This window comes from Streptomyces sp. NPDC058683, assembly GCF_042716195.1.
Classification (GTDB): Bacteria; Actinomycetota; Actinomycetes; order Streptomycetales; family Streptomycetaceae; genus Streptomyces.
Window position 1 is genome coordinate 196696 of sequence record NZ_JBHXSK010000006.1, and the last position, 21902, is coordinate 218597.

Sequence of the window (21902 nt, forward strand, 5' to 3'; positions counted from 1 at the left end):
AGTCAGCCCTCCGCGGAAAGCGCCATCTTGAGCCACTCATGCGACGAGGTCTGGACAGCCGGCCGCGAGCCACCGGGGCCACCGCGCCATTCTCGGTGGCCTCGGTGGCCCGGCGTTGCCGTCAGACTGTCTCGACGATGTGCATGGGGGTGGACGGGCTGGTCTGGTCGCCCACCGTGAAACTCAGGGAGGTGTCTCCCAACGGCGCAGTGGGCAAGGCTCTCACGGGGATCCACGCTCTGGATGTCGACCCCTTTCCCGGCAGGGCCAGGTCGACATTGGTGAAGGTGAGCGTCTGCCCGTCCGGCGACAGGTTCCCCGCGTACGACGTTGTGGCGCCGCCTGCGTCCTGGATGGTCAGCAGGTATCCGGGATTGCCCTCGGCGACGAACTCCAGACCTTTTCCTTCCGGCAGGCTGACGCGGACGGTCTGTTGATAGACGGTGCCTTCGGCATCCAGGCGCACACCCGGATAGCCGATCTCGCCGGCCGGTGTCAGCATCACGTCCGGCGGACCGCCCGGCGTCACCGCCACTGCAGCGCCACGGATCGCCATGCTGTGGTAGGCGCCGGCGGCGATGGCCGTGACTCCGCTGAGCGGTTCGCCGTCCAGGGCCAGCAGGACCAGCGCCGGTGTCCACTGGTCGGTGTTACCGCCGTCGCCGAGCTCGCCGTGTCCGTTGTATCCCCAGGCGCGCATCGTCTGGTCCTTCATCAGAGCAAGGCTGTGCCGTGCCCCGGCGGCTATGGCCGTCACCCCGGTCAGGGGGTCGCCGTCCTTGGTCCACCGCACCGTGACGGGCCTCTTCTGGTCGGTGCCGGTACCGTTTCCGAGCTGGCCGCGGTCGTTCCGCCCCCAGGCCCGTACCGTTCCGTCCTCCAGCAGGGCGAGGCTGAACCTGCCACCGGCCGCGATGGCCTTGACCCCGGTCAGAGGGTCACCGTTGTCATTGGCCGTCACCAGCGTCGCCATGTTCTTTGCGCTGGTGCTGCCAATGCCGAGCTGGCCCTGTTCGTTGCACCCCCACGCGCGGACCGTGCCGTCCTTCAGCAATGCCAGGGCGTGGTGGGCACCGGCCGCGATGGCCTTGACCTCCATGAGGGGCTGGCCTTTTCCGACCAGCACGGTGACGGGCATGTGCTGGACGTCCTTGGCGCCGTCGCCGAGCTGACCGTGCGCGTTGTACCCCCAGGCCCGCACGGTGCCGTCCTCCAGCAGCGCCAGGCTGAACATGCCGTCCCAGTCGCTGTACTCGACCATGGCCCCCGCGATGGCCTGGACGCCGGACAGCACCGTGTCCTTGTCGGCCTTCACGGCCACCGGCGTGTACTGGTTGCCGTTGCCGCCATTACCGAGTTGGCCGTAGCCGCCGTACCCCCAGGCCAGCACGGTGCCGTTCTCCAGCAGCGCCATGCTGTGACCCCACTGGTTGTAGCTACCCGTGGCGACGGACTTGACCTCACTGAGCCGCTCGCCGCGAGGCTGGGCCAGCACCGCCACCGGCGTGTTCCGGGTGCTGGTGCTGCCGTCACCCAGCGCTCCACGATCGTTGTTCCCCCAGGCCCGCACGGTGCCGTCCTCCAGCACTGCCAGGGTGTGGAAGTTGGAACGAGCGAGCGCCTTGACCCGGTCGAGGGGCGCACACTGGTTGAGCTTCACCTGCGAGGGCGTGCTCCGGTCCGCGCCAGGACCTGTGCCGAGCTGCGAACTCCCGTTCGCCCCCCATGTCAGTACCGTACCGGTCCGGACAGGCTGCTCGACCGGGACGATGCGCCACTGTTGGTTTTCCCCGCCCTTCCAGTCGCGTTGGAGGACGGGTGCCCCGTCCTTCTTGGACGACTTGCTGACGTCCATCGGCCTGTCGCTGTTGATGTTGTCGATGCGGTACTGACCGTCCGTCACCGGAACGATCCGCCACCGCTGGTTGGCCCCACCGTGCCACCCGTACTGGATGACCGGTGTGCCGTCGTCTTTGGATCCGCCGTCAAGAACGCTTCCGCTGTTCTCGTTCACGATGCGGTACTGGTCGCTTCCCAAGGGTTCGATCCGCCAGTGCTGGTGGCGGCAGTCGGGGTCCGCCGACTGAATGATGGCCGCCAGGTCGTCCCGAGAGCCGTTCGTCACGTCCAGCGCCAAGCCGCTCAGCGCACTGACGATCCGGACAGGCGTTTTCGGGAGCCGCTTTTTTACGGGCATCGTTGTCATGAGCTCTCCTGCCTGGGATTGGGCAGACCGCGGTCACCCCTGCCGTGAGACGGGCCCGATGGTCCTTGTGACAGCGGTCGGAGGCCGCCGAGACCTGACTCCAGGTGTCGATGGCCGTTTGTGTTTCAACCGTTGGTGGCTGTCGAATGCAGCCCGAACGACCCTCCGGGCGAACTCACCTTCGCAGCGCTCCGCCACTGCACTTGGCACACAGGAGGTGCGTCGGCTGAGTGAGGCCCTCACCTCCACACTCGCTCGACTACGGCATATCCGCATCTGGAGACCGCAACACCCGGCACGCTCGCATAGATGGCGTAAATGTGCTGTCCGACATGGGGGAGAAGAGCGCGTTCGCGCCGTGTTGTCAGCGCGCCGGGCTACCGTCGTGGGGGCGTGCCGGGCGCGGCCGTGATCGGCATTCGGCCACGCCCGCGGAGCACAAGTGCCTCCCTCGAGCCGCACGGGGCGATGAACTTGCTGACCGACCCCGACGGGCACGGGGCGCGCCTGCTGTCGCTTATCCCTCGTGACGCGCGCTGGGAGAATCCTGGAAGCGATGCGCTCATGGAGGAGGGTGGACCCGCGCGGGAGTTGTGGGAACGCCTGGCCGGCAGCGGGCAGTACCAAAGCAAGCTCGACGTTCCCGGTGACTCATCATGTGGAGTGCGTTGCCACCCCGGCCTGCCGGGGTGGCAGCTGACCCCCGTGCCGATCTCGATGCCGCGGGGCCGCGACCGGAACGGGGACCGTGCTGCCGGGCTGTGGCTCAGGCGTCGATGATGACGGGGATGATGAGGGGCTGGCGGCGGTGGGTGCGGAACGCCCAGTTCGCCACGGCTCGGGCGACGAGCTGTTCGAGTTGGCGCGCGTCCCCGACGCCTTCCTCGGCCGCGGTGGCCAGGGTCTTCTCGATGACGGGGATGACCGGCTCGAAGGTGGTGTCGTCGTGGACGAAGCCGCGGGCCAGGAAATCGGGGGCCTCGGCGAGGGCCCCGGTGTCTGCGTCGACGATCGCCACCACCGTGACCACGCCTTCGGCGGCGAGGGTGAGGCGGTCCTTGAGGGACGCTTCGGTGGCACCGCCGACTTCCATGCCGTCCACGTAGACGTTGCCGGCGGGGACCTTGCCGGTGATGGATGCGCGCCCGTCGACCAGGTCGACGACGACGCCGTCCTCGGCGATGACGACCCGCTCGGGGTCGACACCGGTACGGATGGCGAGGTCGCCGTTGGCCCGCAGGTGGCGCCATTCGCCGTGCACCGGCATGACGTTGCGCGGTTTGACGATGTTGTAGCAGTAGACGAGTTCGCCGGCGCTGGCATGCCCGGAGACGTGCACCTTGGCGTTGCCCTTGTGGACCACGTGAGCGCCCCACCGGGTGAGTCCGTTGATCACCCGGTAGATGGCGTTCTCGTTGCCGGGGATGAGGGAGCTGGCGAGCAGGACGGTGTCACCCTTGCCGATGCGGATCACGTGGTCGCGGTTGGCCATCCGGGACAGCGCGGCCATCGGTTCGCCCTGGGAGCCGGTGCACACCAGAGTGATCTTGTGGTCCGGGAGCTTCTCCAGCTCCTTCGTGCTCACGACCAGACCGGAGGGGACCTTCAGATAGCCCAGGTCACGGGCGATGCCCATGTTGCGGACCATCGACCGGCCGACGAAGGCGACCTTGCGGCCGTGCTGGTGGGCGGCGTCCAGGACCTGCTGGATGCGGTGCACGTGGCTGGCGAAGCTGGAGACGATGACCCGGCGCGGGGCGGTGCGCATCACCTGCTCGATCGCCGGGTTCAGCTCACGCTCGGAGGTGGTGAAGCCGGGTACTTCGGCGTTGGTGGAGTCGGTGAGGAACAGGTCCACGCCCTCCTCGCCGAGGCGGGCGAAGGCGCGCAGATCGGTGATGCGGTCGTCGAGGGGGAACTGGTCCATCTTGAAGTCGCCGGTGTGCAGCACCATCCCGGCCCGGGTGCGGATCGCGACCGCGAGACTGTCGGGGATGGAGTGGTTGACCGCCACGAACTCGCAGTCGAAGGGCCCGAAGCCGCGCCGGTCGCCCTCCCGCACCCGTACCGTGCGCGGCCGGATTCCGTGTTCCTTGAGTTTGGCCTCCAGGAACGCCAGCGTCAGCTTTGAGCCGACGACGGGAATGTCGGACCGCTCGCGCAGCAGGTACGGTACGCCGCCGATGTGGTCCTCGTGGCCGTGGGTGAGGACCATGGCCACGATGTCGTCCAGCCGGTCCCGGATCGAGGTGAAGTCCGGCAGGATCACGTCCACGCCGGGCTGGGTCTCCTCGGGGAACAGCACGCCGCAGTCGACGATGAGCAGCTTGCCCGCATGCTCGAAGACGGTCATGTTGCGGCCGATCTCACCTAGGCCGCCCAGGGCGATGACCCGCAGCCCTCCTTCGGGAAGGGGTGGGGCGGCTTTCAGTTCGGGGTGCGGATGACTCATACCCTGACGGTACCCGGAGAGCGGGACAGGATGATCCATTGCCTGTGTGATCTCCTTTTCCCGGATCACGCCGGCGGCCGGAACAGGGAGCGGTGAAGGCGGTACCACCTTCCGTGGCCGAACCGTTCGCCCGGTGCTGGAGAAGATCTCGTGCACTCTGTCGTGTGTTCCGGCGTTCGCTGCCTCCCGGTGGGCCTCGGCACTGATCCACAGCCGCCCTGGAAGCGGCAGCTGACGCAGTGAACCGGGCCCGCTCCCTGAGGCCTACGCCAGGCCCGATGCCTCTGACTGGCCTGAGTGGGGGGAATCGAAAGCCGCTCGAAGCGCGGTGGATGGAACTTGTCGGGTAGGTGACGCGGCACCGCGCGACGGGGGTTCCACCGACGACCGGTACGCGCCTCATGATGCGACTTGTGATCGTCTCGGCGCCATGTGGCCACCGCACGCCGCAGGTCAACCGGATGCGGGCCGCAGATTGTTCATGAGCAGGCCGAGGGCGAACTCGAACCGGTCGTGTCCGGTGCCGGAGATCAGCTCGGCGGCATGGCGTCGAGTCTGCGGGAATTTCTCGGCAGGCAGTGCGGTGAAGCGGTCCAGCAACTCCTCGCGGCTGAGCACCCATTCCTGATCCTGGTGCCGGCGCCGTTGCTGGACCAGCGACTGCTCCAGTGCGTAGGCGCTGACGTAGAGGGACATCGCGTCGCGGGCCCATCCGGCCGTCCTCGGTTCGATGCCGCCCGCGAGCAGGATCGCCAGGATTCCTTCGCCGACCCGCAGCGTTTCCAGGTTGGTCGACACCATGGCCAGCGCGGCGCGCGAGACTCCCGGGTATTTCAGGTACAGGTCGCGGACCTGTGTGTACACCCCGAGCAGCTGCTCGCGCCAGGCGGCCGGGTCCGGTTCGGGGAGCACGACCTCGGCGTAGAGCCTGCCGATCAGCAGATCGTCGATGTCGTCCTTGTTGACGATGTGCGCGTACAGCGACGACGGACCGGTGCCGAGCACGGCGGCGACCCGGCGGATGGTCAGCGCGTCGTACCCCTCGGCGGCGACGACTTCCAGGGCGGCGTCGGTGATCCGTTCGACGGTGATCGGCTTCTTGCGTGGTGCCGACGCGGCGACCTCCGCTGCGGGTTGGGCGTGGCGAGCTGCGCGGTGTTGGCGGGGATCGGCGGACATGCCGACCACTATAGCGCTTGACGCGAACTAAGTTCGTTGCATAGAACTTAGATCGTCAGAACGAACTAAGTTCGTATCGATGTCCCGGAGGTGTGTGATGCGAGTTTCCGTTGTCGGAGCCGGTCTCGGAGGTCTGGCTCTCGCGCAGGGTCTGCGTGGTGCCGGGATCGAGGCCGACGTGTTCGAGCGCGACCCGGGGATCACCGCACGGTTCCAGGGCTACCGGCTCGTGCTGAACCCGGCCGGTTTCCAGTCGGTGCGCGCCTGTCTGCCGACGCGCTGGCACCCGCTGCTGGACGAGATCGTCATGGAAGCCTCCGCCGAGCAGCTGATCCTGGACCCTCAACTGAACGAGATCGGCAGGCTCGGCGCGGGCCGGACCGGCATCGTGGTCGACCGCCAGGTGCTGCGACACCTGTTGCTGACCGGCCTCACCGTGCACACCGATGCCACACTGACCGGCTACGACGTGCTGGCCGACGGCAATGTCCAAGCCCGGTTCGCCCGCCGCGACCCGGCCACCGCCGACCTGCTCGTCGGCGCGGACGGTGTCACCTCCGCGGTCCGCGCGGTGTTGTCGCCGCAGACCACCTCGACCGACACCGGCGTACGGTTCGTCATCGGCCGCACCCCGCTGACCGACGAGTTCGCCGGCCTGTCCAAGGCCTACGGCTCGAAGATCACGGGCGACGGCGTCAGCCTGCTGCTCGGCGCGATGCGCTTCCGTACCCCGCCGAAGCAGGCCGCCGAGCAACTGGCCCCCGAAGTCACCCTGCCCGACATCGGCGACTACGTGCGCTGGGCCATGATCCTGCCGCCGAACGGCTCGCTGGAGGACCTGACCGCGCAGGACGCCGTGCTGTCCAGGATGGAAGGCTGGCACCCGGAGCTGCGCGCGCTGATCGAGCAGGCCGACCCGGACAACAGCACGCTGCTGTCCATCCGGGTGGTCAAGCCCGGTGAGCGCTGGGCGTCCGGCCCGGTCACGCTGCTCGGCGACGCGATCCACGCCACCTCCCCGACCGGCGGCAACGGCGCGAACACCGCGCTGCGCGACGCCGACCTGCTGCGCCGCTGCCTGATCGAGGCCGGCGAAGGCCGCCAGGATCTGCTCAGCGCGGTCGACGACTACGAGCGGCAGATGTTCGAGTACGGCGCCGACGCCGTGCGCAGCAGTCTCGACAAGCTGCCCGCCTTCGCCCCCGAGGCGAAACTGTCCTGAGGTCGAAATTCACCTTGTGCGCTTGACCGGACTCGTCGCTGGTGGCGGCGTCGGGCCGCAGTCAGTGGGAGACGTCCACGGCCGGGACCAGCCGGCCATCCGCAGCCCGCGGCAGCGACACCCCGGCCAAGGAGCGCCGTAGCCGGCCGATCTCGATGAGGTCCCGGTTCAGGCCGCCGTGCAGGGCGCTGTGCTCGCGCCGATGCTCGGGCGCCAACGCCAATCCGACCAGCGTCTTCACCGGTCCCCTCCGAGCACAGCAGCGCACTCGCCATGGGCCGTCCCCCTCGCCTCAGCGTGGGAGGACGCCATCTCGTTCCACTGACATTTCATGGATCTGCCGGAGGCGACTCGGCGGCGAACTACGGCGACGGCGGGCGGCACCCGCTCAACGGGCCGTGCCGAAGTCCTGGGTCCAGTAGCTGCCCGGCTGTGCGAGACCCACGCCGATCTCCTTGAACGCGCAGTTGAGGATGTTGGCCTTGTGGCCGGGGCTGGCCATCCAGCCCGCCATGACCTGCTCGGGAGAGGCGTAACCGTAGGCCACGTTCTCGCCGTAGGTGCTCCAGGTGTATCCGGCGCTGGTGATCCGGTCTCCGGGGGAGGAACCGTCGGACCCGGAGTGCGACATGTTCTGGTGAAGCGCCATGTCCGCACTGTGTGCCTGGGCGACCTTGGACAGGGTCGTGTTCAGGGTCAGGGCCGAACATCCGACCTTGCCGCGCTCGGCATTGACGAGTTCCACGATGCGAGCGGCGACTCCGGACGCCGTGGGGGTGGCCTTCGGGGTGCTCGACGGCTTGGGGGCCGCGGACGTGGTGGTGGTGTTCCGGGTGCTGGGCGACGCGGTGGTGCTGGGCTTGGGAGCGGTGGTCCGTGCGGTGTGCCGAGACGCTGTGGCCTTCGGCCTCGGCGCGGTGGTCTTCCCGGCGCTCGCGGGGGAGTGAGGAGTCTTCGTGGCGCTCGGCGCCGCCGATGCCGTCCACGAGGGCTCGCCGGCCTGGTCGGCGTCCCAGGGGCGGCCCCAGTTCGCGTCGCTCCACCAGTCCTTCTTGTTCCACGAGTCCTTCGTGGCGCTGTTCTCGGCGCTGTTGGACCGGTGTCCGCCGCTGTCGGGCCAGTTGGTACAGGCCATGGCGGCGGACGGTATGCCCACGGTGCCCACGGCGACGGCGGCGATGACTATCCGCCGGTATTGCGTGTTCTTGCGATGTCTACCCATGCGTAACCCGCTCCTGAGCTGCGGCGGTCTCCTGCGGGTCGTCATTCTTAGGAAGCCTTCACATGGAACGCAAAGGGCCTTGGTACTAACTCGCTTCGTAGGCTCGAGCGGCCCTTGTCGTGGGAGTGGGGCGCGCTGGTCCGGTTGTCGGGACCTCAGCGGAATTCTGTCGCCCCGTCAGAACCCCTACGGGTGTGCAGAACGGATGAAGGTGGCTCGCGGGCGGAGAGCCGTGAATCCGGGCGCCACGCATGCGCTCCCCAAGCCGGACAAATCCCATATGTCGTCAGAGCGGCCTCTACTATCCGGCACGCCTAGGTCCAGGAGCAGCTGTGACGGATGTCACGGAATCATGCATTCCGGTTCTGGCCCGACCTGGATGCCGCGGGTCAGAGTGCGGGTGGGTGAAGCTCGTCGGGTAAGCCTCGTACAGCAGGGATACGGCGGCACGGCTGGGCGGGCCTCGCGCGCCAGGCATGTACGAGCGCACGGGGCGAGGGATGAGCAAGGGAACGCCGGGCCCAGGAAGCGCGACTCGACGAGAACGGGTCCGATGCACCCAGCACCGGCAGGACGAGGGTGCCCGCGAAGACCACCAGTGGCAGGGGCGCACGGTCCGCGTACGGCCCTGCCCCCTCCCACGGCGGCCGCTTCGTCTACCCGACGACTCTGGCGATCATCGCGGTCGGCCTCAGGGAGACAGTCACACTCCGAACAGGAACCCTGTTCGACTGATCAAGCTCGCAGAGCGGCAAGCGGATGGCGTCTCGGACGGTCGTGTTCGCTGCGGCCGGACCGGGAGTCGTTTCGCCGTGGTCAGACGACCGGGGTGACCGGGCCGATGAACCGGCTCGCATCGCCCCCCAGGAGCCTCTCGCGGATCGTCGCGTTGATCCCGTGCGGGGCACCCAGTTCGACGGCGCTGACCTTGTCGAGCCGCGTGTACTGCTCATCGGTGAGCGTCACTTCGAGTGCGCCGAGGTAGTCGTCCAGCTGGGCAAGCGTGCGCGGTCCGACGATCGGGATGAGCGTCGCGGAGGACCTCTCGCCCCGTTCACGCAGCCAGGCCATCGACACCTGCGCGGCGTTCGCGCCCGTCTCCTCCGCGACAGCCAGGACCGTGTCGATGACAGCGGTTCGCTGGTTGGTGGATTCAGGCGTCACGAACCGGACGGGATCGGTGACCCGGCCCTCGCCGCCGGTGCGGTACTTGCCGGTCAGCAGTCCGCCGGACAGCGGCGACCATAGGTTCACGGCCAGCCCGAGTCCTTCGGCCATCGGCAGCAGCTCTCGCTCGGCGGTCCGCTCGATGAGGCTGTACTCCGTCTGGATACCGGCGATCGGCGCCCAGCCGCGCAGATCCGCCAGGGTCGCCGCGGCCGACACCTGCCACGCCGGGAAGTTCGAGAGCGCGACGTGGTGGACCTTCCCTGAGCGCACCAGGTCGTCCATCCCGCGGACGATCTCGTCGATCGGCGTGACGCCGTCTGGGAAGTGGACCCACAACAGGTCGAGGTAGTCCGTGCGCAGCCGCTTCAGGCTCGCCTCCACCGACGCGACGAGGTTCTTCCGCCCGCTGCCCGTCAGCGAGACGTGCGGCTGTGCTGTGTCGTTCGCGGCGTACTTCGTCGAGACGACGAAGTGATCGCGATCGACTGCCAGCAGGTCCCCGAGGATCGCTTCGGACTCTCCCGCCTGGTACATGCCCGCGGTGTCCAGGAACGTGCCGCCGGCCTCGGCGAACCGGTCGAAGATCGCGCGGGCGCCGCCGGCGTCCGTGCCGCTGGCCCAGACCGTCCCGAAGTTCCCTGTGCCGAGGGCGTACTCGGAGACCCGCAAACCCGATCGTCGTCCGAATGTCGTGTAGCGCATGAAGCACTTCCTCATGGTGAGTGGATTGTCCTGGCCTGGCGGCAAAGGGTCAGAGGTTGGTGATGCAGGTGTCGGACCGGTGTCTCAAGGACGGAGCGGACGACGTTGCCGTTCGCGTCGGCGACCTCGGCAAGTGCCCCATACCGGCCTTCGGGGAGTTCTTTATCGGGGGCGGGAACCGCGCCGTCGGAGCGCATGAAGACCTTGACGTCCCGCAGCCCGGTCGAGTGCCTAGCGGGTCTTGCGCACCATCTGCCCGTCGGAGCACACCAGCCCGATCAGGTCGGCGAACCTCGCGGAGCTCGAGACCGAGCCGCGGGAGACTGGGCCGGTCACCTTGAGGGCCACGCGGAGTCCGACCGGTCGCGGCATCCTGCCCGCGGCGTGCACCGCGACCGCGTTGCTCGGCACGACGTCCCAGGCCGACGCCCGGCACGGGCATCACTCCGGCCGCCGCGGCGACCGCGGACCGCTCCTCGGCCAGTGCGAAGGGCGCGAACTCCGCGATCGTGTCGAGGTGTGTGGACACCTTCCGCGATGCACGCGTCGATGAGCTGCTCGGCGGTCCGGCTGAACGGGACCGCGACGTTCAGCAGGCACCGGACGCCCTGGAGCTCTCCCCGAACGGTCGCGGGGTCATCGAGCGCGCAAGTCCGGCCGGGGACACTGAGCCGTTCTGCGAGTGCCTCGACCCTGGCCCGGTGGCGGCCCGCGACGGCGACGTCCAGCCCAGCGCGAGCGGCTTTCTCGGCGATCAGCCGCCCGGTGTAACCGGTGGCGCCGTAGACGAGCAGAGCGGGTGGGGGGTCGGTTGCCATGCCTTCAACGTAACAGAACGGAGAGGGGCCCTCCGTGCGGAGAGTGGTAGTCCGTAAGGAGAGGGTACGTCCGCTGAGCTATAGTTCGGCACATGGTGGACAAAGTGACGGGCGAAGTGCCGAAGGAGCGGGCGGACTCGCGACGCAAACGCCTGCGCCTCATCGAGGCCGCCCGCGCGGCGATCGCCGAGCGCGGACTCCAGGCGTCGACGACCGACATCACGGAACGCGCCGAGGTCGGCGTCGGGACGCTCTACCGGCGCTTCGGGTCGAAGGAAGCCTTGGTCGCCGATGTGTTGATCGACGGAATATCGGAGATCCAGTCGTGGGCCGACGCCGCTCTCGAGGACCCCGACCCCTGGGCCGGCCTGTCCGGCTTCCTCTTCGCCTTCACCGAGGCGCAGCTGGCCAATCTCGGGCTCGCGGAGTTCACGAGTGGCAACGCGCGGGAGCTCCCCGCGGAGGTGGCAGAGCGCGGCTCGGTACTCGCGGACTCCATCGACCGGCTCGTGCGACGCGCGCAGGATCACGGCGTGTTGAGGGCCGATGTGACCTGGCGGGACCTGGTCCTCATCTCGATCGCTCCGATGGGCGGGACCGAGTGCCTCGGGGCCACGAGGGGCGAGGGCCAGTGGCGCCGGACGATCGCCATCGCGCTCGACGGACTCCGCAGCCCGGCGGCGAGCATCCTGCCCCCCGACTGAGTCCACAGAGCGGCCGCGCGACGACCGTCAGCCGGTACTCCAACCGGGCTTCGGTGTATGTCCACCGGTCCATCAGGATCGGTCGACGAGCTGCTGCCCGGTCTTGGGGACGGGGTGAGCCTCGTTCAGCGCCGCTCCGGCTTTCCCCTCGCCGACGCCCAGGCGGACCGCTCCGCCCTCCGACGCACCCGCTCCTGATACCGGCGCGCGAGGTGCTGTGGCGGCGCGTGGCCCACCTGGCGTACGCCTCTCTGCCGCCGTACGCCCACGAGCTGTACGGCAGACCGGCCCCGAACCCGCCGTCGTGACCCGGCGACTGCGCGCCACCCGCACCCTGCTGCGCTGTGTTCCCGCACGTCTGCGCCGGCAACTCCCGCCCAAACACATCCTGTGCGCCATGACGAGGCTCGGCCCGCACGCGCGCCCGGCACCGTACAAAGTCGGGCATTAGGCCGCCATACTGGACGACCAGGGGGTGTGTCACGGAACGGGCCGGTTCGGCGCGGCCGCGCCTTGACGGCATCCCCCTGGGGGCGGGGCTGTAGCGACGGGGGGCGACGGCGCGCGATGGGTGACACCAGGCTGGTCCAGGGGCGGTACCGGCTGCTCGACCTGATCGGACGGGGCGGGATGGGTGAGGTGTGGCGGGCCCGCGACGAGTCCCTCGGCCGGCAGGTTGCCGTGAAGTGCCTCAAACCGCTGGGCCCGCACCACGACCAGGCGTTCACCCGCGTCCTGCGCGAACGGTTCCGCCGTGAGGCGAGAGTGGCCGCCGCCCTCTCCCACCGCGGGGTGACCGTCGTGCACGACTTCGGCGAGCACGACGGCATCCTCTACCTCGTGATGGAGCTGCTGGACGGCCGCAACCTCAGCCAGCTCATGGAGGACAACAAGCACCATCCGCTGCCCGTCGGCGACGTCGTCGACATCGCCGAGCAGGTCGCCGCCGCCCTCGCCTACACCCACCGGCAGGGCATCGTGCACCGGGACCTGAAACCCGCCAACATCATGCGGCTCACCGACGGCACGGTGAAGCTCTGCGACTTCGGCATCGCCCGCCTCGGCCAGGACATCGGCCTCACCTCCCGGCTGACCGGAACCGGCATCGCCATGGGCACCCCGCACTACATGTCACCGGAACAGATCGGCGGCACCGAGGTCGACCAGCGCAGCGACCTGTACTCCCTGGGCTGCGTGCTGTACGAGATCGCCACCGGGGCACCGCCGTTCGACCTCGACGACGCCTGGGCGATCCTCATCGGCCACCGCGACACCCCACCCGCTCCGCCGCGCGACCACCGCGCCGAACTGCCGGGCTGGTTCGAGAAGGTCGTCCTGGACCTGCTGGCCAAACGGCCCGAGCAGCGACCCTACGACGCCATGGAGCTGGGCCGCCGGATCACCTCCGGGCGTACGACGCCCACCTACGTCCCCACCGTCATCACCGCGCAGCCCCAACTCGCGCCCCCGGAAGCGGCGTTCCGCGAGCCCCGGCTGCCGTCCTGGACCCGCGGCATGACCACCGGCCACAAGGCGGCCGGCGCCGGCCTGCGCACCACCCCGCCCGACCCCGCGGCCGGGCTCACCGGGGAGTGGATCGCCCGCCCCGTAAACGGCACCCCCGAACCCGTTCCCGCGGTCCCCGCCCCCGAGACCGTCGCCGCGCTCGCCGGCCGGCACAACGCCGGGCTCAGCCTCGGGCGGCTCGGGCGCTGGACCGAGGCCGGCGAGGTACACCGCGCGGTCGCCGCCGAGCGCGCCCGCCTCCTCGGCCCCGACCACCCGGACACCCTCGCCAGCCGTTACGAGATCGCCTTCACCCTGAGCCGCACCGGCCGTGCCGCCGACGCCCTGCGCGAGTACACCGAGGTCGCCGACGCCCGAGAGCGCCTGCTCGGCGCCGAGCACCCCGACACGCTCGCCGTCCGTCAGGAAACGGCCTACGTGCTGGGCCAGTTGGGCCGCCACTTCGAAGCCCACCAGGCGTACACGGCCGTACTGGCCGCCCGGCAGCGGCTGATGGGCCCGGACCATCCCGACACCCTGCGCTGCCGACACAACCTCGCCTTCAACCTCAGCAGGCTGGGCCGGCTGGAGGACTCGTACCGCATGGCCCACGACGTGGCCGTCGCCCGCACCCGCGTCCTCGGCCCGCAGCACCCCGACACCCTGGTCACCTGCTACGAAGTCGCCTATGCACTGGGCCAGTTGGGGCGCTGGGAAGAGGCCCTGGCGACCTACCGCGAGGTCGCCGAGGCACGCTCCCGCGCCCTCGGCCCCGACCACCCCGACACCCTCGCCGCCCGCTACGAAGTGGGCATCAGTCTCGGCCGCCTCGGCCGCAGCGCCGACGCACTCACCCTTTACCGTGCCCTGATCGACGACCGCGCCCGGGTCCAGGGCCCCGCCCACCCCGAGACGCTGCGCGCCCGCCACGGCCTCGGCGTCAACCTCGGCCGCCTCGCCCGCTGGGAGGAGGCCCTCGCGGAATCACGGGACGTGTGCGCCATCCGCGAACGGGTCCTCGGCCCCGACCACCCCGACACCCTGGTCAGCCGCCGCGAGGTCGCGGTCAGCCTGGGCTGGCTGGGCCGCTGGGCAGATGCGCTGACGGAGTACCGGCGGGTGGCCACCGCCCGGGAGCGAGTCCTCGGCCCGGACCACCCGGACACCCTGGCCAGCCGCAACGACGAGGCGCACTGTCTGGAGCAATTGGGCCGAGGAGCCGAGGCGGTCGAGCTGTATCGACGTGTGGCGGTACTGCGCCAGCAGCAGGCATCGGGCGGACGGCCGTGAAACGAGCACCCCACAGGGGCGCGGGGCTGTGCCGGCAGGCGGCTCCACCGCCTGGGCGCGACAAGTCCGCACAATCCGCACTGTCCGAACGGCCCTCCCCGCGGAGCGAACCGGCAAGCCTCTTACCCACCTAGATCATCATGTGTTACGAAGAACCATGCCCCCTGCCACCGAACCATCCAGGACCTACGACGCCATCATCGTCGGCGGCGGCCACAACGGCCTGGTCGCGGCGGCCTATCTGGCCCGGGCCGGGCGCACCGTACTGGTGCTGGAACGGCTGGGCCGCACCGGTGGCGCCGCCGTCTCGACCCGCCCCTTCGCCGGCGTCGACGCGCGGCTGTCACGCTATTCCTACCTGGTCAGCCTGCTGCCCAGGAAGATCGTCCGCGACCTGGGCCTGAACTTCCGCGTCCGCGGCCGCACCATCTCGTCGTACACGCCCGTGGAGCGCGCCGGCCGGCCCACCGGACTGCTGGTCGGCGGCGGCGAGCGGCGCATCCGCGAGGCGTTCGAACGGCTGACCGGGGGCAAGGAGGAGTACCAGGCCTGGCAGCGGTTCTACGGCATGACCGGCCGGGTCGCCGAGCGCGTCTTCCCGACGCTCACCGGGCCGCTGCCCTCGCGCGAGGAGCTGCGCCGCCGGATCGACGACAAGGAGGCCTGGCGGCTCCTGTTCGAGGAGCCCATCGGGGTCGCCATCGAGGAGAACTTCACGGACGATCTGGTGCGCGGGGTCGTCCTCACGGACGCGCTGATCGGCACGTTCGCCGACGCCCATGACACCTCGCTGCGGCAGAACCGCTGCTTCCTCTACCACGTCATCGGCGGCGGCACGGGCGCCTGGGACGTACCGGTCGGCGGCATGGGCGCCCTCACCGACGCCCTGGCCGCCGCCGCGCGCTCGGCGGGCGCGGTGCTCGCCACCGGACACGAGGCGGTACGGATCGAGACGGACGGCCGGTCCGCCGAGGTCGCCTACCGCACCGCCGACGGCGAGGGCGTCGTCGCCGCCCGGCACGTCCTGGTCAACGCCGCCCCGCAGGAACTCGCCGCCCTCACCGGCGACCCGGCCCCGGAGCCCGCCGAGGGCGCCCAGCTCAAGGTGAACATGCTGCTGAAGCGCCTGCCCCGGCTCCGGGACACCGCCGTCGACCCGCGCGAGGCGTTCTCCGGCACCTTCCACATCGCCGAGGGCTACGAGCAGCTGGCCACCGCCCACGCCCAGGCGGCGGCCGGCCGGCTCCCCGCCGCCCCGCCCTCGGAGATCTACTGCCACTCCCTGACCGACCCCACGATCCTCGGCCGTGACCTGGTCGAACGCGGCTACCAGACGCTCACCCTCTTCGGTCTGCACACCCCCGCCCGGCTCTTCGCCGCCGACAACGACGCCGTACGCGCGGAACTCCTCAAGTCCACCGTCGCCCAGCTCGACGCCCATCTCGCCGAGCCCCTCGTCGACTGTCTCGCCCTCGACGCGGACGGCCGCCCCTGCATCGAGGCGAAGACCCCCCTGGACCTCGAACGCGACCTCCGCCTCCCCGGCGGCAACATCTTCCACCGCGACCTCTCCTGGCCCTACGCCCAGGACGGCACCGGCCGCTGGGGCGTCGAGACCCGGCACGCCAACGTCCTGCTGTGCGGGGCGGGCGCGGTGCGCGGGGGAGGTGTGAGCGGGGTCCCCGGGCACAACGCGGCGATGGCGGTGCTGGAGGGGGAGTGACAGCCGGCCCGCCCGGGCAGGTGGCTGCCGGAGAATCCGACCGAGCAGAAATCTGACGGAGCATCAGAAAACCTCTTCCGTCGGCCGGTCGACTGCGGCATCCTGCGCCCATGCAGACGGAGCTGAGCAAGACCCTGGGAGTCGAGCACGCCGTCTTCGGCTTCACGCCGTTCCCCGCCGTCGCCGCGGCCATCAGCCGGGCCGGTGGGTTCGGGGTGCTCGGCGCGGTCCGCTACACCGCCCCCGACGACCTCAAACGCGACCTCGACTGGATCGAGGAGCACGTCGACGGGAAGCCGTACGGACTCGACGTCGTGATGCCCGCCAAGAAGGTGGAAGGCGTCAGCGAGGCCGAGGTCGAGGCGATGATCCCGGACGGCCATCGGCAGTTCGTGCGGGACACCCTCGCCAAGTACGGGGTGCCCGAGCTGGCCGAGGGCGAGGCGTCCGGATGGCGGATCACCGGCTGGATGGAGCAGGTCGCCCGCACCCAGCTCGACGTCGCCTTCGACTACCCGATCCGGCTGCTCGCCAACGCCCTCGGCTCGCCGCCCGCCGACGTCATCGACCGCGCCCACGACCAGGACGTCCTCGTCGCCGCCCTCGCGGGCAGCGCCCGGCACGCCGTCAAGCACCAGGACGCGGGCATCGACGTCGTCGTGGCGCAGGGCTACGAGGCCGGCGGCCACACCGGCGAGATCGCCACCATGGTGCTCACCCCGGAGGTCGTCGACGCCGTCGCCCCGCTGCCCGTGCTGGCCGCGGGCGGCATCGGCAGCGGCCGGCAGGCGGCGGCCGCACTCAGCCTCGGCGCCCAGGGTGTGTGGCTGGGCTCCCTGTGGCTGACCGTCACAGAGGCCGACCTCTCCTCGCCCGCCGTGACCCGCAAACTGCTCGCCGCCGGCTCCGGCGACACCGTCCGTTCCCGCGCCCTGACCGGGAAACCGGCACGTCAGCTGCGCACCGAGTGGACCGACGCCTGGGACGACCCGCACGGTCCCGGCACCCTCCCCATGCCGCTCCAGGGCCTGCTCGTCGCCGAGGCCGTCAGCCGCATCCAGAAGTACGAGGTCGAGCCCCTGCTCGGCACCCCCGTCGGCCAGATCGTCGGCCGCATGACCAGCGAACGCAGCGTCCAGGCCGTCTTCGACGACCTCACCCGCGGCTTCGAACAGGCCGTCGACCGCATCAACCGCATCGCCGGAAGGAGCGCCAAGTGACCAGCACACCCCCCGCCGGTTTCTGGGCCCAGGCCACCAGCGAACCCGACCGCACCGTGCTCGTCGCACCCGACGGCGAGGAATGGACCGCCGGCCGCCTGTACGCCGCCGCCAACAGACTCGTCCACGGACTGCGCGCCGCGGGCCTGGAACGCGGCGACGCCTTCGCGGTCGTGCTGCCCAACGGCCCCGAGTTCTTCGCCGCGTACCTGGCCGCCACCCAGGCCGGCCTCTACCTCGTCCCCGTCAACCACCACTTCGTCGGCCCGGAGATCGCCTGGATCGTCTCCGACTCCGGCGCCAAGGTGCTGCTCACCCACGAACGCTTCGCCGGCCCCGCCCGGCACGCCGCCGACGAGGCCGGCCTCCCGGCCACCCACCGGTACGCCGTCGGCGAGGTCGAGGGCTTCCGGCCGTACGCCGAACTCCTCGACGGACAGCCCGACTCGGCGCCCGCGGACCGCGAGCTCGGCTGGGTCATGAACTACACGTCGGGCACCACCGGCCGCCCCCGCGGCATCCGCCGCCCGCTGCCCGGCAGGCTCCCCGAGGCGGCCTACCTCGGCGGCTTCCTCGGCATCTTCGGCATCCAGCCCTTCGGCGACAACGTCCACCTGGTCTGCTCGCCGCTCTACCACACGGCCGTACTGCAGTTCGCGGGCGCGTCACTCCACATAGGCCACCGCCTGGTCCTGATGGACAAGTGGACCCCCGAGGAGATGCTCCGCCTGATCGACACACACCACTGCACCCACACCCATATGGTCCCCACCCAGTTCCACCGTCTGCTCGCCCTCCCCGAGCAGGTCCGCGCACGCTACGACGTCACCTCCATGCGGCACGCCATCCACGGCGCCGCCCCCTGCCCGGACCACGTCAAGCGGGCGATGCTCGACTGGTGGGGGCCCAGTGTCGAGGAGTACTACGCGGCCAGCGAGGGCGGCGGCGCCTTCGCGACCGCCGAGGACTGGCTGAAGAAGCCCGGTACGGTCGGCAAGGCCTGGCCGATCAGCGAACTCGCGGTCTTCGACGACGACGGCAACCGGCTGCCGCCCGGTGAACTCGGCACCGTCTACATGAAGATGAACACCGGCGGCTTCTCCTACCACAAGGACGAGGCCAAGACGAAGAAGAACCGCATCGGCGACTTCTTCACCGTCGGCGACCTCGGCTGCCTCGACGAGGACGGGTATCTCTTCCTCCGCGACCGCAAGATCGACATGATCATCTCCGGCGGGGTCAACATCTACCCCGCCGAGATCGAGTCCGCGCTCCTCTCCCACCCCGCCGTCGCCGACGCCGCCGCCTTCGGCATCCCGCACGACGACTGGGGTGAGGAGGTCAAGGCCGTCGTCGAACCCGCTCCGGGACACGAACCGGGCCCCGACCTCGCCGCCGCCCTGCTCGCCCACTGCGCGGAACAGCTCGCCGGCTACAAGCGGCCCAGGACCGTCGACTTCATCGCCGAGATGCCCCGCGACCCCAACGGCAAGCTGTACAAGCGGCGGCTGCGCGACCCCTACTGGGAGGGCCGCACCCGCCCGGTGTGAGCACCCTGCCGACGGCCTCAGTGGTGCCGGTGCGGACGGTCCTCCAGGAACCCGGCGAGGCCGGCGGCGTCGGTGCCGATCTTGCGGTAGACGCGGGACAGCAGCTGCCGTACGCCCTGCTCGGTGAGGCGCAGTTCCTTGGCTACGACGGCCACCGGGTGTCCCTGGACGGTCAGTTCGGCGGTCCGGAGTTCCGGGGCGGTCAGGGTGTCCGCCTGCACATAGCGCAACGGCAGCGGGCGCATCCCGGCCGCCGACAGCTCCCCCCTGGCCCGCGCGGCGAGCGCCTCGGCCCCGCAGTGGACGGCTCCTTCCAGCCCCTGGTACAGCCGGTCGGCGGCCTCCTGGAGCCGCCCGTTGCGGGACAGCGCGGCACCGTGGCCGACCTGGGCGCGGGCGAGTTCGTAGGCGGCGGGCGACTGTTCCAGGTGGTCGACAGCCTCCGCGTACAGATCGACGGCCGCGGGCCCGCCGGTCACCTCGGCGAGGGTGTGCAGGGCCTGGCCGATGGTGGAGGCGGCCCCGAACTCCCGGGCACGCCGCACGGCGTCCTGGGCGTGACCGATCGCCTCCTGGGGGGCGGTGGGGGCGAGTGCGGAGGCCAGATGCAGCTGCCAGGGGCACCAGGAGGGGTTGCGCCAGGCCCGGCCGTCCAGCCACTCCCCGACCGAGAACAGCAGCAGCGCCGCCTCGGCATGCCGTCCCTCCGCCAGGAGCAGCTCCGCGTACACGGTGCGCGGGTCGGGATAGATGACGGCGTTCGGGGTCGCCTCGCCGAAGTGGTGCTTGTCGGCGAGAGCACGCGCCTCGGTGACCCGCCCACGGGCGACCAGGGTCTGGATCAGGATGCCGACGGCGAACCACTGGGCGGGCACCGCCCCTTCCACCCGGTCGGCGATCCGCAGCCCTTGCAGTTCGAGGTCCTCGGCCTCGGCCAGGCAGCCGCGGCGGTAGCGGATGTAGCCGGCGAGAGTCTGGCCGAGGGCCAGATGGGAGCCGCACCATCCCTTGGCCACGCACTCGGCGATCCCCTTGTCGAACAACTCCTCGGCCTGGCGCGGCCGGTCGCCGTACATGAAGACCAGCGCGACCGAAGCGGGTACCTCGAAGCCCCGGTTCTCGTCGGTCCAGCTCATGCCGCCGTGCAGGGCCTTCTCGGCATACCCGAGGGCGGTCTGCCGCGATTCGCCGCGCATGACGGCGTCCCAGGCCCGCAGGCCCAGGATGTAGCGCTCCTCAAGACTGCGGCCGGGCAGGTGCTCTGCCAGCCGCGCCAGCCTCCGGGAGCGCGCGGGTGAGTCCCGGTCGTCGGTGCGGAACATGCCCCAGACGAACTGGTCGGCCTGCATCCGCAGTTTGACGCGCGGATTCGGGGCCTGACGGGCCTCTTCGGTGGCCACCCGCTCCGCCTCGGCCATCTGATCGGTGTGGGCCAGAGCCTGCGTCAGCCGGAAGACCACGGAGGCGCGCAGATCGGGGTCGACGTCGGGTTCCGCCAGCGCCTGGCGCAGATGCCTCACCGTGGCCGTGGGTTCCATCAGGAAGGTGGCGCAGGCGAGTTCGTGCAGGATCGCGGCGCGGTCCTCGGGAAGGGGCGGTTCCTGGAGCGCGCGGGTCAGCAGCCGCCCGGCCGCCTCGGTGGCCCCGGCGCGAAGGTATTCGCGAGCGGCCTCGCGCAGACATGCGACCGTCTCGGTACTGCCGTCGCAGGGGACCTCCAGCAGGTGGCGGGCGGCGGTGGCGGGACCGTATCCCGCGGCCAGCACCGCCTGCGCGGCGGCGTCGTGCAGACCCGCCCGGAAGTCCGTGCCGATGGACTCGTAGATCGTCGTGGCGATCAGCGGATGGACGAACTCCAGCTCGCCCTCGGGACCGTGGCCTTCCGCCAGGATCCGGGCCGCCCGCAGTTTCCGGGTCGCCTCCGCCGCGGCCTGCTCGCCGAGCACCGCGATGGTCGCGGCGAGCTGGGGTGCGAAGGGCGAACCCAGCACGGACGCGGTGTGCGCGAAGCGGACGGTCGCGGTGCCGAGCCGTTCCAGACGCGCGATCAGTCCCGGACCCGTGATCGCCGTGGCGAGTTCACGCATCGCCGGCAGGTCGTCGGCGGTGCCGCCCAGTTTCCGCTCGGCGAGTCGGATGGCGAGTTCCACCGCTTCGAAGGGGCTCCCGGTGGTGACCGACCAGCACTCCTTGCAGAACTGGTCCTCGGCCGTCTCCCCGATCTCGCTCCTGACGATCTGTGCCACGCCGTCGGCGGTCAGCGGCGCCAGGTCGTGCGGGCGGTCCCCGTGGTCCGCGACGAGGCCGCGGAGTTCGCCCGCTTCGGGCGGCAGCTCGTCGGGCCGGTAGGCGACCACGATCAGCAGCGGAAGGTCCTCGACCCGGGAGGCGAAGGAGGCGAGCCAGCTCAGGGACTCGGCGTCCGCCCAGTGCAGGTCGTCCAGGAGCAGGACGACGGGTGCCTGCTGCACCGTGAGCCGCGTCATGACCCAGTCGAGGCCCTCACGGACCCCGGTCGGATCCGGTGCCGGTGTGGCCCCGCGCGCTTCGAGGCCGAGCACGGCGGCGACGATGTCGTACCAGCTGCCGAGGAACGCATGGCGCTGCTCCTCGTCCATCCTCGCCAGCGAGGGCTGCATCAACTGGCGTACGACACGGAACGCCGAACCCTGCTCCGACTCACCGCCCCTGCCCGACAGCACGGTGAGTCCGGATGCCGCGGCCCGGGCACGGGCCTCCGTGATGAGTGCGGTCTTGCCCAGTCCGGCCCGCCCGGTCAGGGCGAGCAGCCCCCTGCGCCTCGCGCGGGACAGACCGTCCGTGGTGCACCGAAGCTCCCGAAACGCGGCGTCGAGGGCCTCCAGTTCCCGTTGGCGCTCGATCAACGTCCGGCGGTCGGTGATCGATTGCCGCGGCTCCGTCGCCATGTGCCGTACCG

14 protein-coding genes and 1 pseudogene are annotated in these 21902 nt (G+C 70.5%); 7 read left to right on the forward strand and 8 right to left on the reverse strand.

Annotated elements, in window-relative coordinates; genetic code table 11:
- Positions 1 to 121 precede the first annotated feature (121 nt).
- The 3 genes from ACFWXC_RS08900 to ACFWXC_RS08910 form a co-directional block, all read right to left on the reverse strand.
- On the reverse strand, positions 122 to 2206 hold the full coding sequence (locus ACFWXC_RS08900; RefSeq protein WP_384475327.1) for an RICIN domain-containing protein: 2085 nt from the start codon (positions 2204 to 2206) through the stop codon (positions 122 to 124).
- A 766-nt stretch (positions 2207 to 2972) separates the two neighbouring features.
- Positions 2973 to 4658 carry a ribonuclease J gene (locus tag ACFWXC_RS08905; protein WP_384475330.1) on the reverse strand — a complete coding sequence of 562 codons (1686 nt, stop codon included), beginning with the start codon at positions 4656 to 4658 and terminating at the stop codon, positions 2973 to 2975.
- A gap of 453 nt (positions 4659 to 5111) precedes the next feature.
- Positions 5112 to 5837, reverse strand: coding sequence for a TetR/AcrR family transcriptional regulator (locus tag ACFWXC_RS08910; protein WP_384475333.1), 726 nt, complete (start codon positions 5835 to 5837; stop codon positions 5112 to 5114).
- Positions 5838 to 5934: 97 nt separating this feature from the next.
- Between ACFWXC_RS08910 and ACFWXC_RS08915 the strand changes: the two genes are divergently transcribed.
- Complete coding sequence (locus ACFWXC_RS08915; protein ID WP_384475336.1) at positions 5935 to 7059, forward strand: FAD-dependent oxidoreductase; 1125 nt, start codon at positions 5935 to 5937, stop codon at positions 7057 to 7059.
- A 61-nt stretch (positions 7060 to 7120) separates the two neighbouring features.
- Here the strand turns inward: ACFWXC_RS08915 and ACFWXC_RS08920 are convergent, their stop codons facing one another.
- The 4 genes from ACFWXC_RS08920 to ACFWXC_RS08935 all read right to left on the reverse strand — a co-directional run bounded on the left by ACFWXC_RS08920 (position 7121) and on the right by ACFWXC_RS08935 (position 10971).
- Complete coding sequence (locus tag ACFWXC_RS08920) at positions 7121 to 7300, reverse strand: transposase (protein ID WP_384475339.1); 180 nt, start codon at positions 7298 to 7300, stop codon at positions 7121 to 7123.
- A gap of 147 nt (positions 7301 to 7447) precedes the next feature.
- Complete coding sequence (locus tag ACFWXC_RS08925; RefSeq protein ID WP_384475342.1) at positions 7448 to 8281, reverse strand: CAP domain-containing protein; 834 nt, start codon at positions 8279 to 8281, stop codon at positions 7448 to 7450.
- 816 nt (positions 8282 to 9097) lie between these two features.
- Positions 9098 to 10153, reverse strand: a complete 1056-nt coding sequence (locus tag ACFWXC_RS08930) for an aldo/keto reductase (RefSeq protein ID WP_384475345.1) — start codon at positions 10151 to 10153, stop codon at positions 9098 to 9100.
- Between the two features lie 332 nt (positions 10154 to 10485).
- Positions 10486 to 10971 (reverse strand): saccharopine dehydrogenase NADP-binding domain-containing protein, encoded by a 486-nt coding sequence (locus tag ACFWXC_RS08935; protein ID WP_384475348.1) that lies wholly within the window; start codon positions 10969 to 10971, stop codon positions 10486 to 10488.
- Between the two features lie 92 nt (positions 10972 to 11063).
- Here ACFWXC_RS08935 and ACFWXC_RS08940 point away from each other — a divergent pair, with 92 nt between their 5' ends.
- From ACFWXC_RS08940 to ACFWXC_RS08965, 6 genes and pseudogenes are all read left to right on the forward strand, one after another.
- On the forward strand, positions 11064 to 11675 hold the full coding sequence (locus tag ACFWXC_RS08940; RefSeq protein WP_384475351.1) for a TetR/AcrR family transcriptional regulator: 612 nt from the start codon (positions 11064 to 11066) through the stop codon (positions 11673 to 11675).
- A gap of 170 nt (positions 11676 to 11845) precedes the next feature.
- A pseudogene (locus ACFWXC_RS08945) lies at positions 11846 to 12126 on the forward strand (DUF2236 domain-containing protein); the annotation flags it as partial.
- A 116-nt stretch (positions 12127 to 12242) separates the two neighbouring features.
- Positions 12243 to 14471, forward strand: coding sequence for a tetratricopeptide repeat protein (locus ACFWXC_RS08950; protein WP_384475354.1), 2229 nt, complete (start codon positions 12243 to 12245; stop codon positions 14469 to 14471).
- Positions 14472 to 14628: 157 nt separating this feature from the next.
- The gene (locus ACFWXC_RS08955; protein ID WP_384475357.1) at positions 14629 to 16194 is read left to right on the forward strand and encodes a phytoene desaturase family protein; all 1566 of its coding nucleotides are present in this window, start codon (positions 14629 to 14631) and stop codon (positions 16192 to 16194) included.
- A 110-nt stretch (positions 16195 to 16304) separates the two neighbouring features.
- Positions 16305 to 17414 carry a nitronate monooxygenase gene (locus tag ACFWXC_RS08960; protein WP_384475359.1) on the forward strand — a complete coding sequence of 370 codons (1110 nt, stop codon included), beginning with the start codon at positions 16305 to 16307 and terminating at the stop codon, positions 17412 to 17414.
- Positions 17411 to 18964, forward strand: coding sequence for an acyl-CoA synthetase (locus ACFWXC_RS08965; protein ID WP_384475362.1), 1554 nt, complete (start codon positions 17411 to 17413; stop codon positions 18962 to 18964). Before ACFWXC_RS08960 ends, ACFWXC_RS08965 begins: the two co-directional genes overlap by 4 nt.
- Before the next feature lie 17 nt (positions 18965 to 18981).
- On the opposite strand, the gene ACFWXC_RS08970 is transcribed toward ACFWXC_RS08965, so the two are convergent.
- A complete protein-coding gene (locus ACFWXC_RS08970) occupies positions 18982 to 21891 on the reverse strand; it encodes an ATP-binding protein (protein WP_384475365.1) in 2910 nt (969 codons plus the stop codon).
- Between the last annotated feature and the right edge of the window lie 11 nt (positions 21892 to 21902).

Coding starts and splice junctions, on each gene's coding strand:
- ACFWXC_RS08950 (WP_384475354.1), top strand. CDS start 12,243: ATGGGTGACACCAGGCTGGTCCAGGGGCGGTACCGGCTGCTCGACCTG.
- ACFWXC_RS08935 (WP_384475348.1), bottom strand. CDS start 10,971: ATGGCAACCGACCCCCCACCCGCTCTGCTCGTCTACGGCGCCACCGGT.
- ACFWXC_RS08940 (WP_384475351.1), top strand. CDS start 11,064: ATGGTGGACAAAGTGACGGGCGAAGTGCCGAAGGAGCGGGCGGACTCG.
- ACFWXC_RS08955 (WP_384475357.1), top strand. CDS start 14,629: ATGCCCCCTGCCACCGAACCATCCAGGACCTACGACGCCATCATCGTC.
- ACFWXC_RS08960 (WP_384475359.1), top strand. CDS start 16,305: ATGCAGACGGAGCTGAGCAAGACCCTGGGAGTCGAGCACGCCGTCTTC.
- ACFWXC_RS08900 (WP_384475327.1), bottom strand. CDS start 2,206: ATGACAACGATGCCCGTAAAAAAGCGGCTCCCGAAAACGCCTGTCCGG.
- ACFWXC_RS08970 (WP_384475365.1), bottom strand. CDS start 21,891: ATGGCGACGGAGCCGCGGCAATCGATCACCGACCGCCGGACGTTGATC.
- ACFWXC_RS08905 (WP_384475330.1), bottom strand. CDS start 4,658: ATGAGTCATCCGCACCCCGAACTGAAAGCCGCCCCACCCCTTCCCGAA.
- ACFWXC_RS08915 (WP_384475336.1), top strand. CDS start 5,935: ATGCGAGTTTCCGTTGTCGGAGCCGGTCTCGGAGGTCTGGCTCTCGCG.
- ACFWXC_RS08925 (WP_384475342.1), bottom strand. CDS start 8,281: ATGGGTAGACATCGCAAGAACACGCAATACCGGCGGATAGTCATCGCC.
- ACFWXC_RS08910 (WP_384475333.1), bottom strand. CDS start 5,837: ATGTCCGCCGATCCCCGCCAACACCGCGCAGCTCGCCACGCCCAACCC.
- ACFWXC_RS08930 (WP_384475345.1), bottom strand. CDS start 10,153: ATGCGCTACACGACATTCGGACGACGATCGGGTTTGCGGGTCTCCGAG.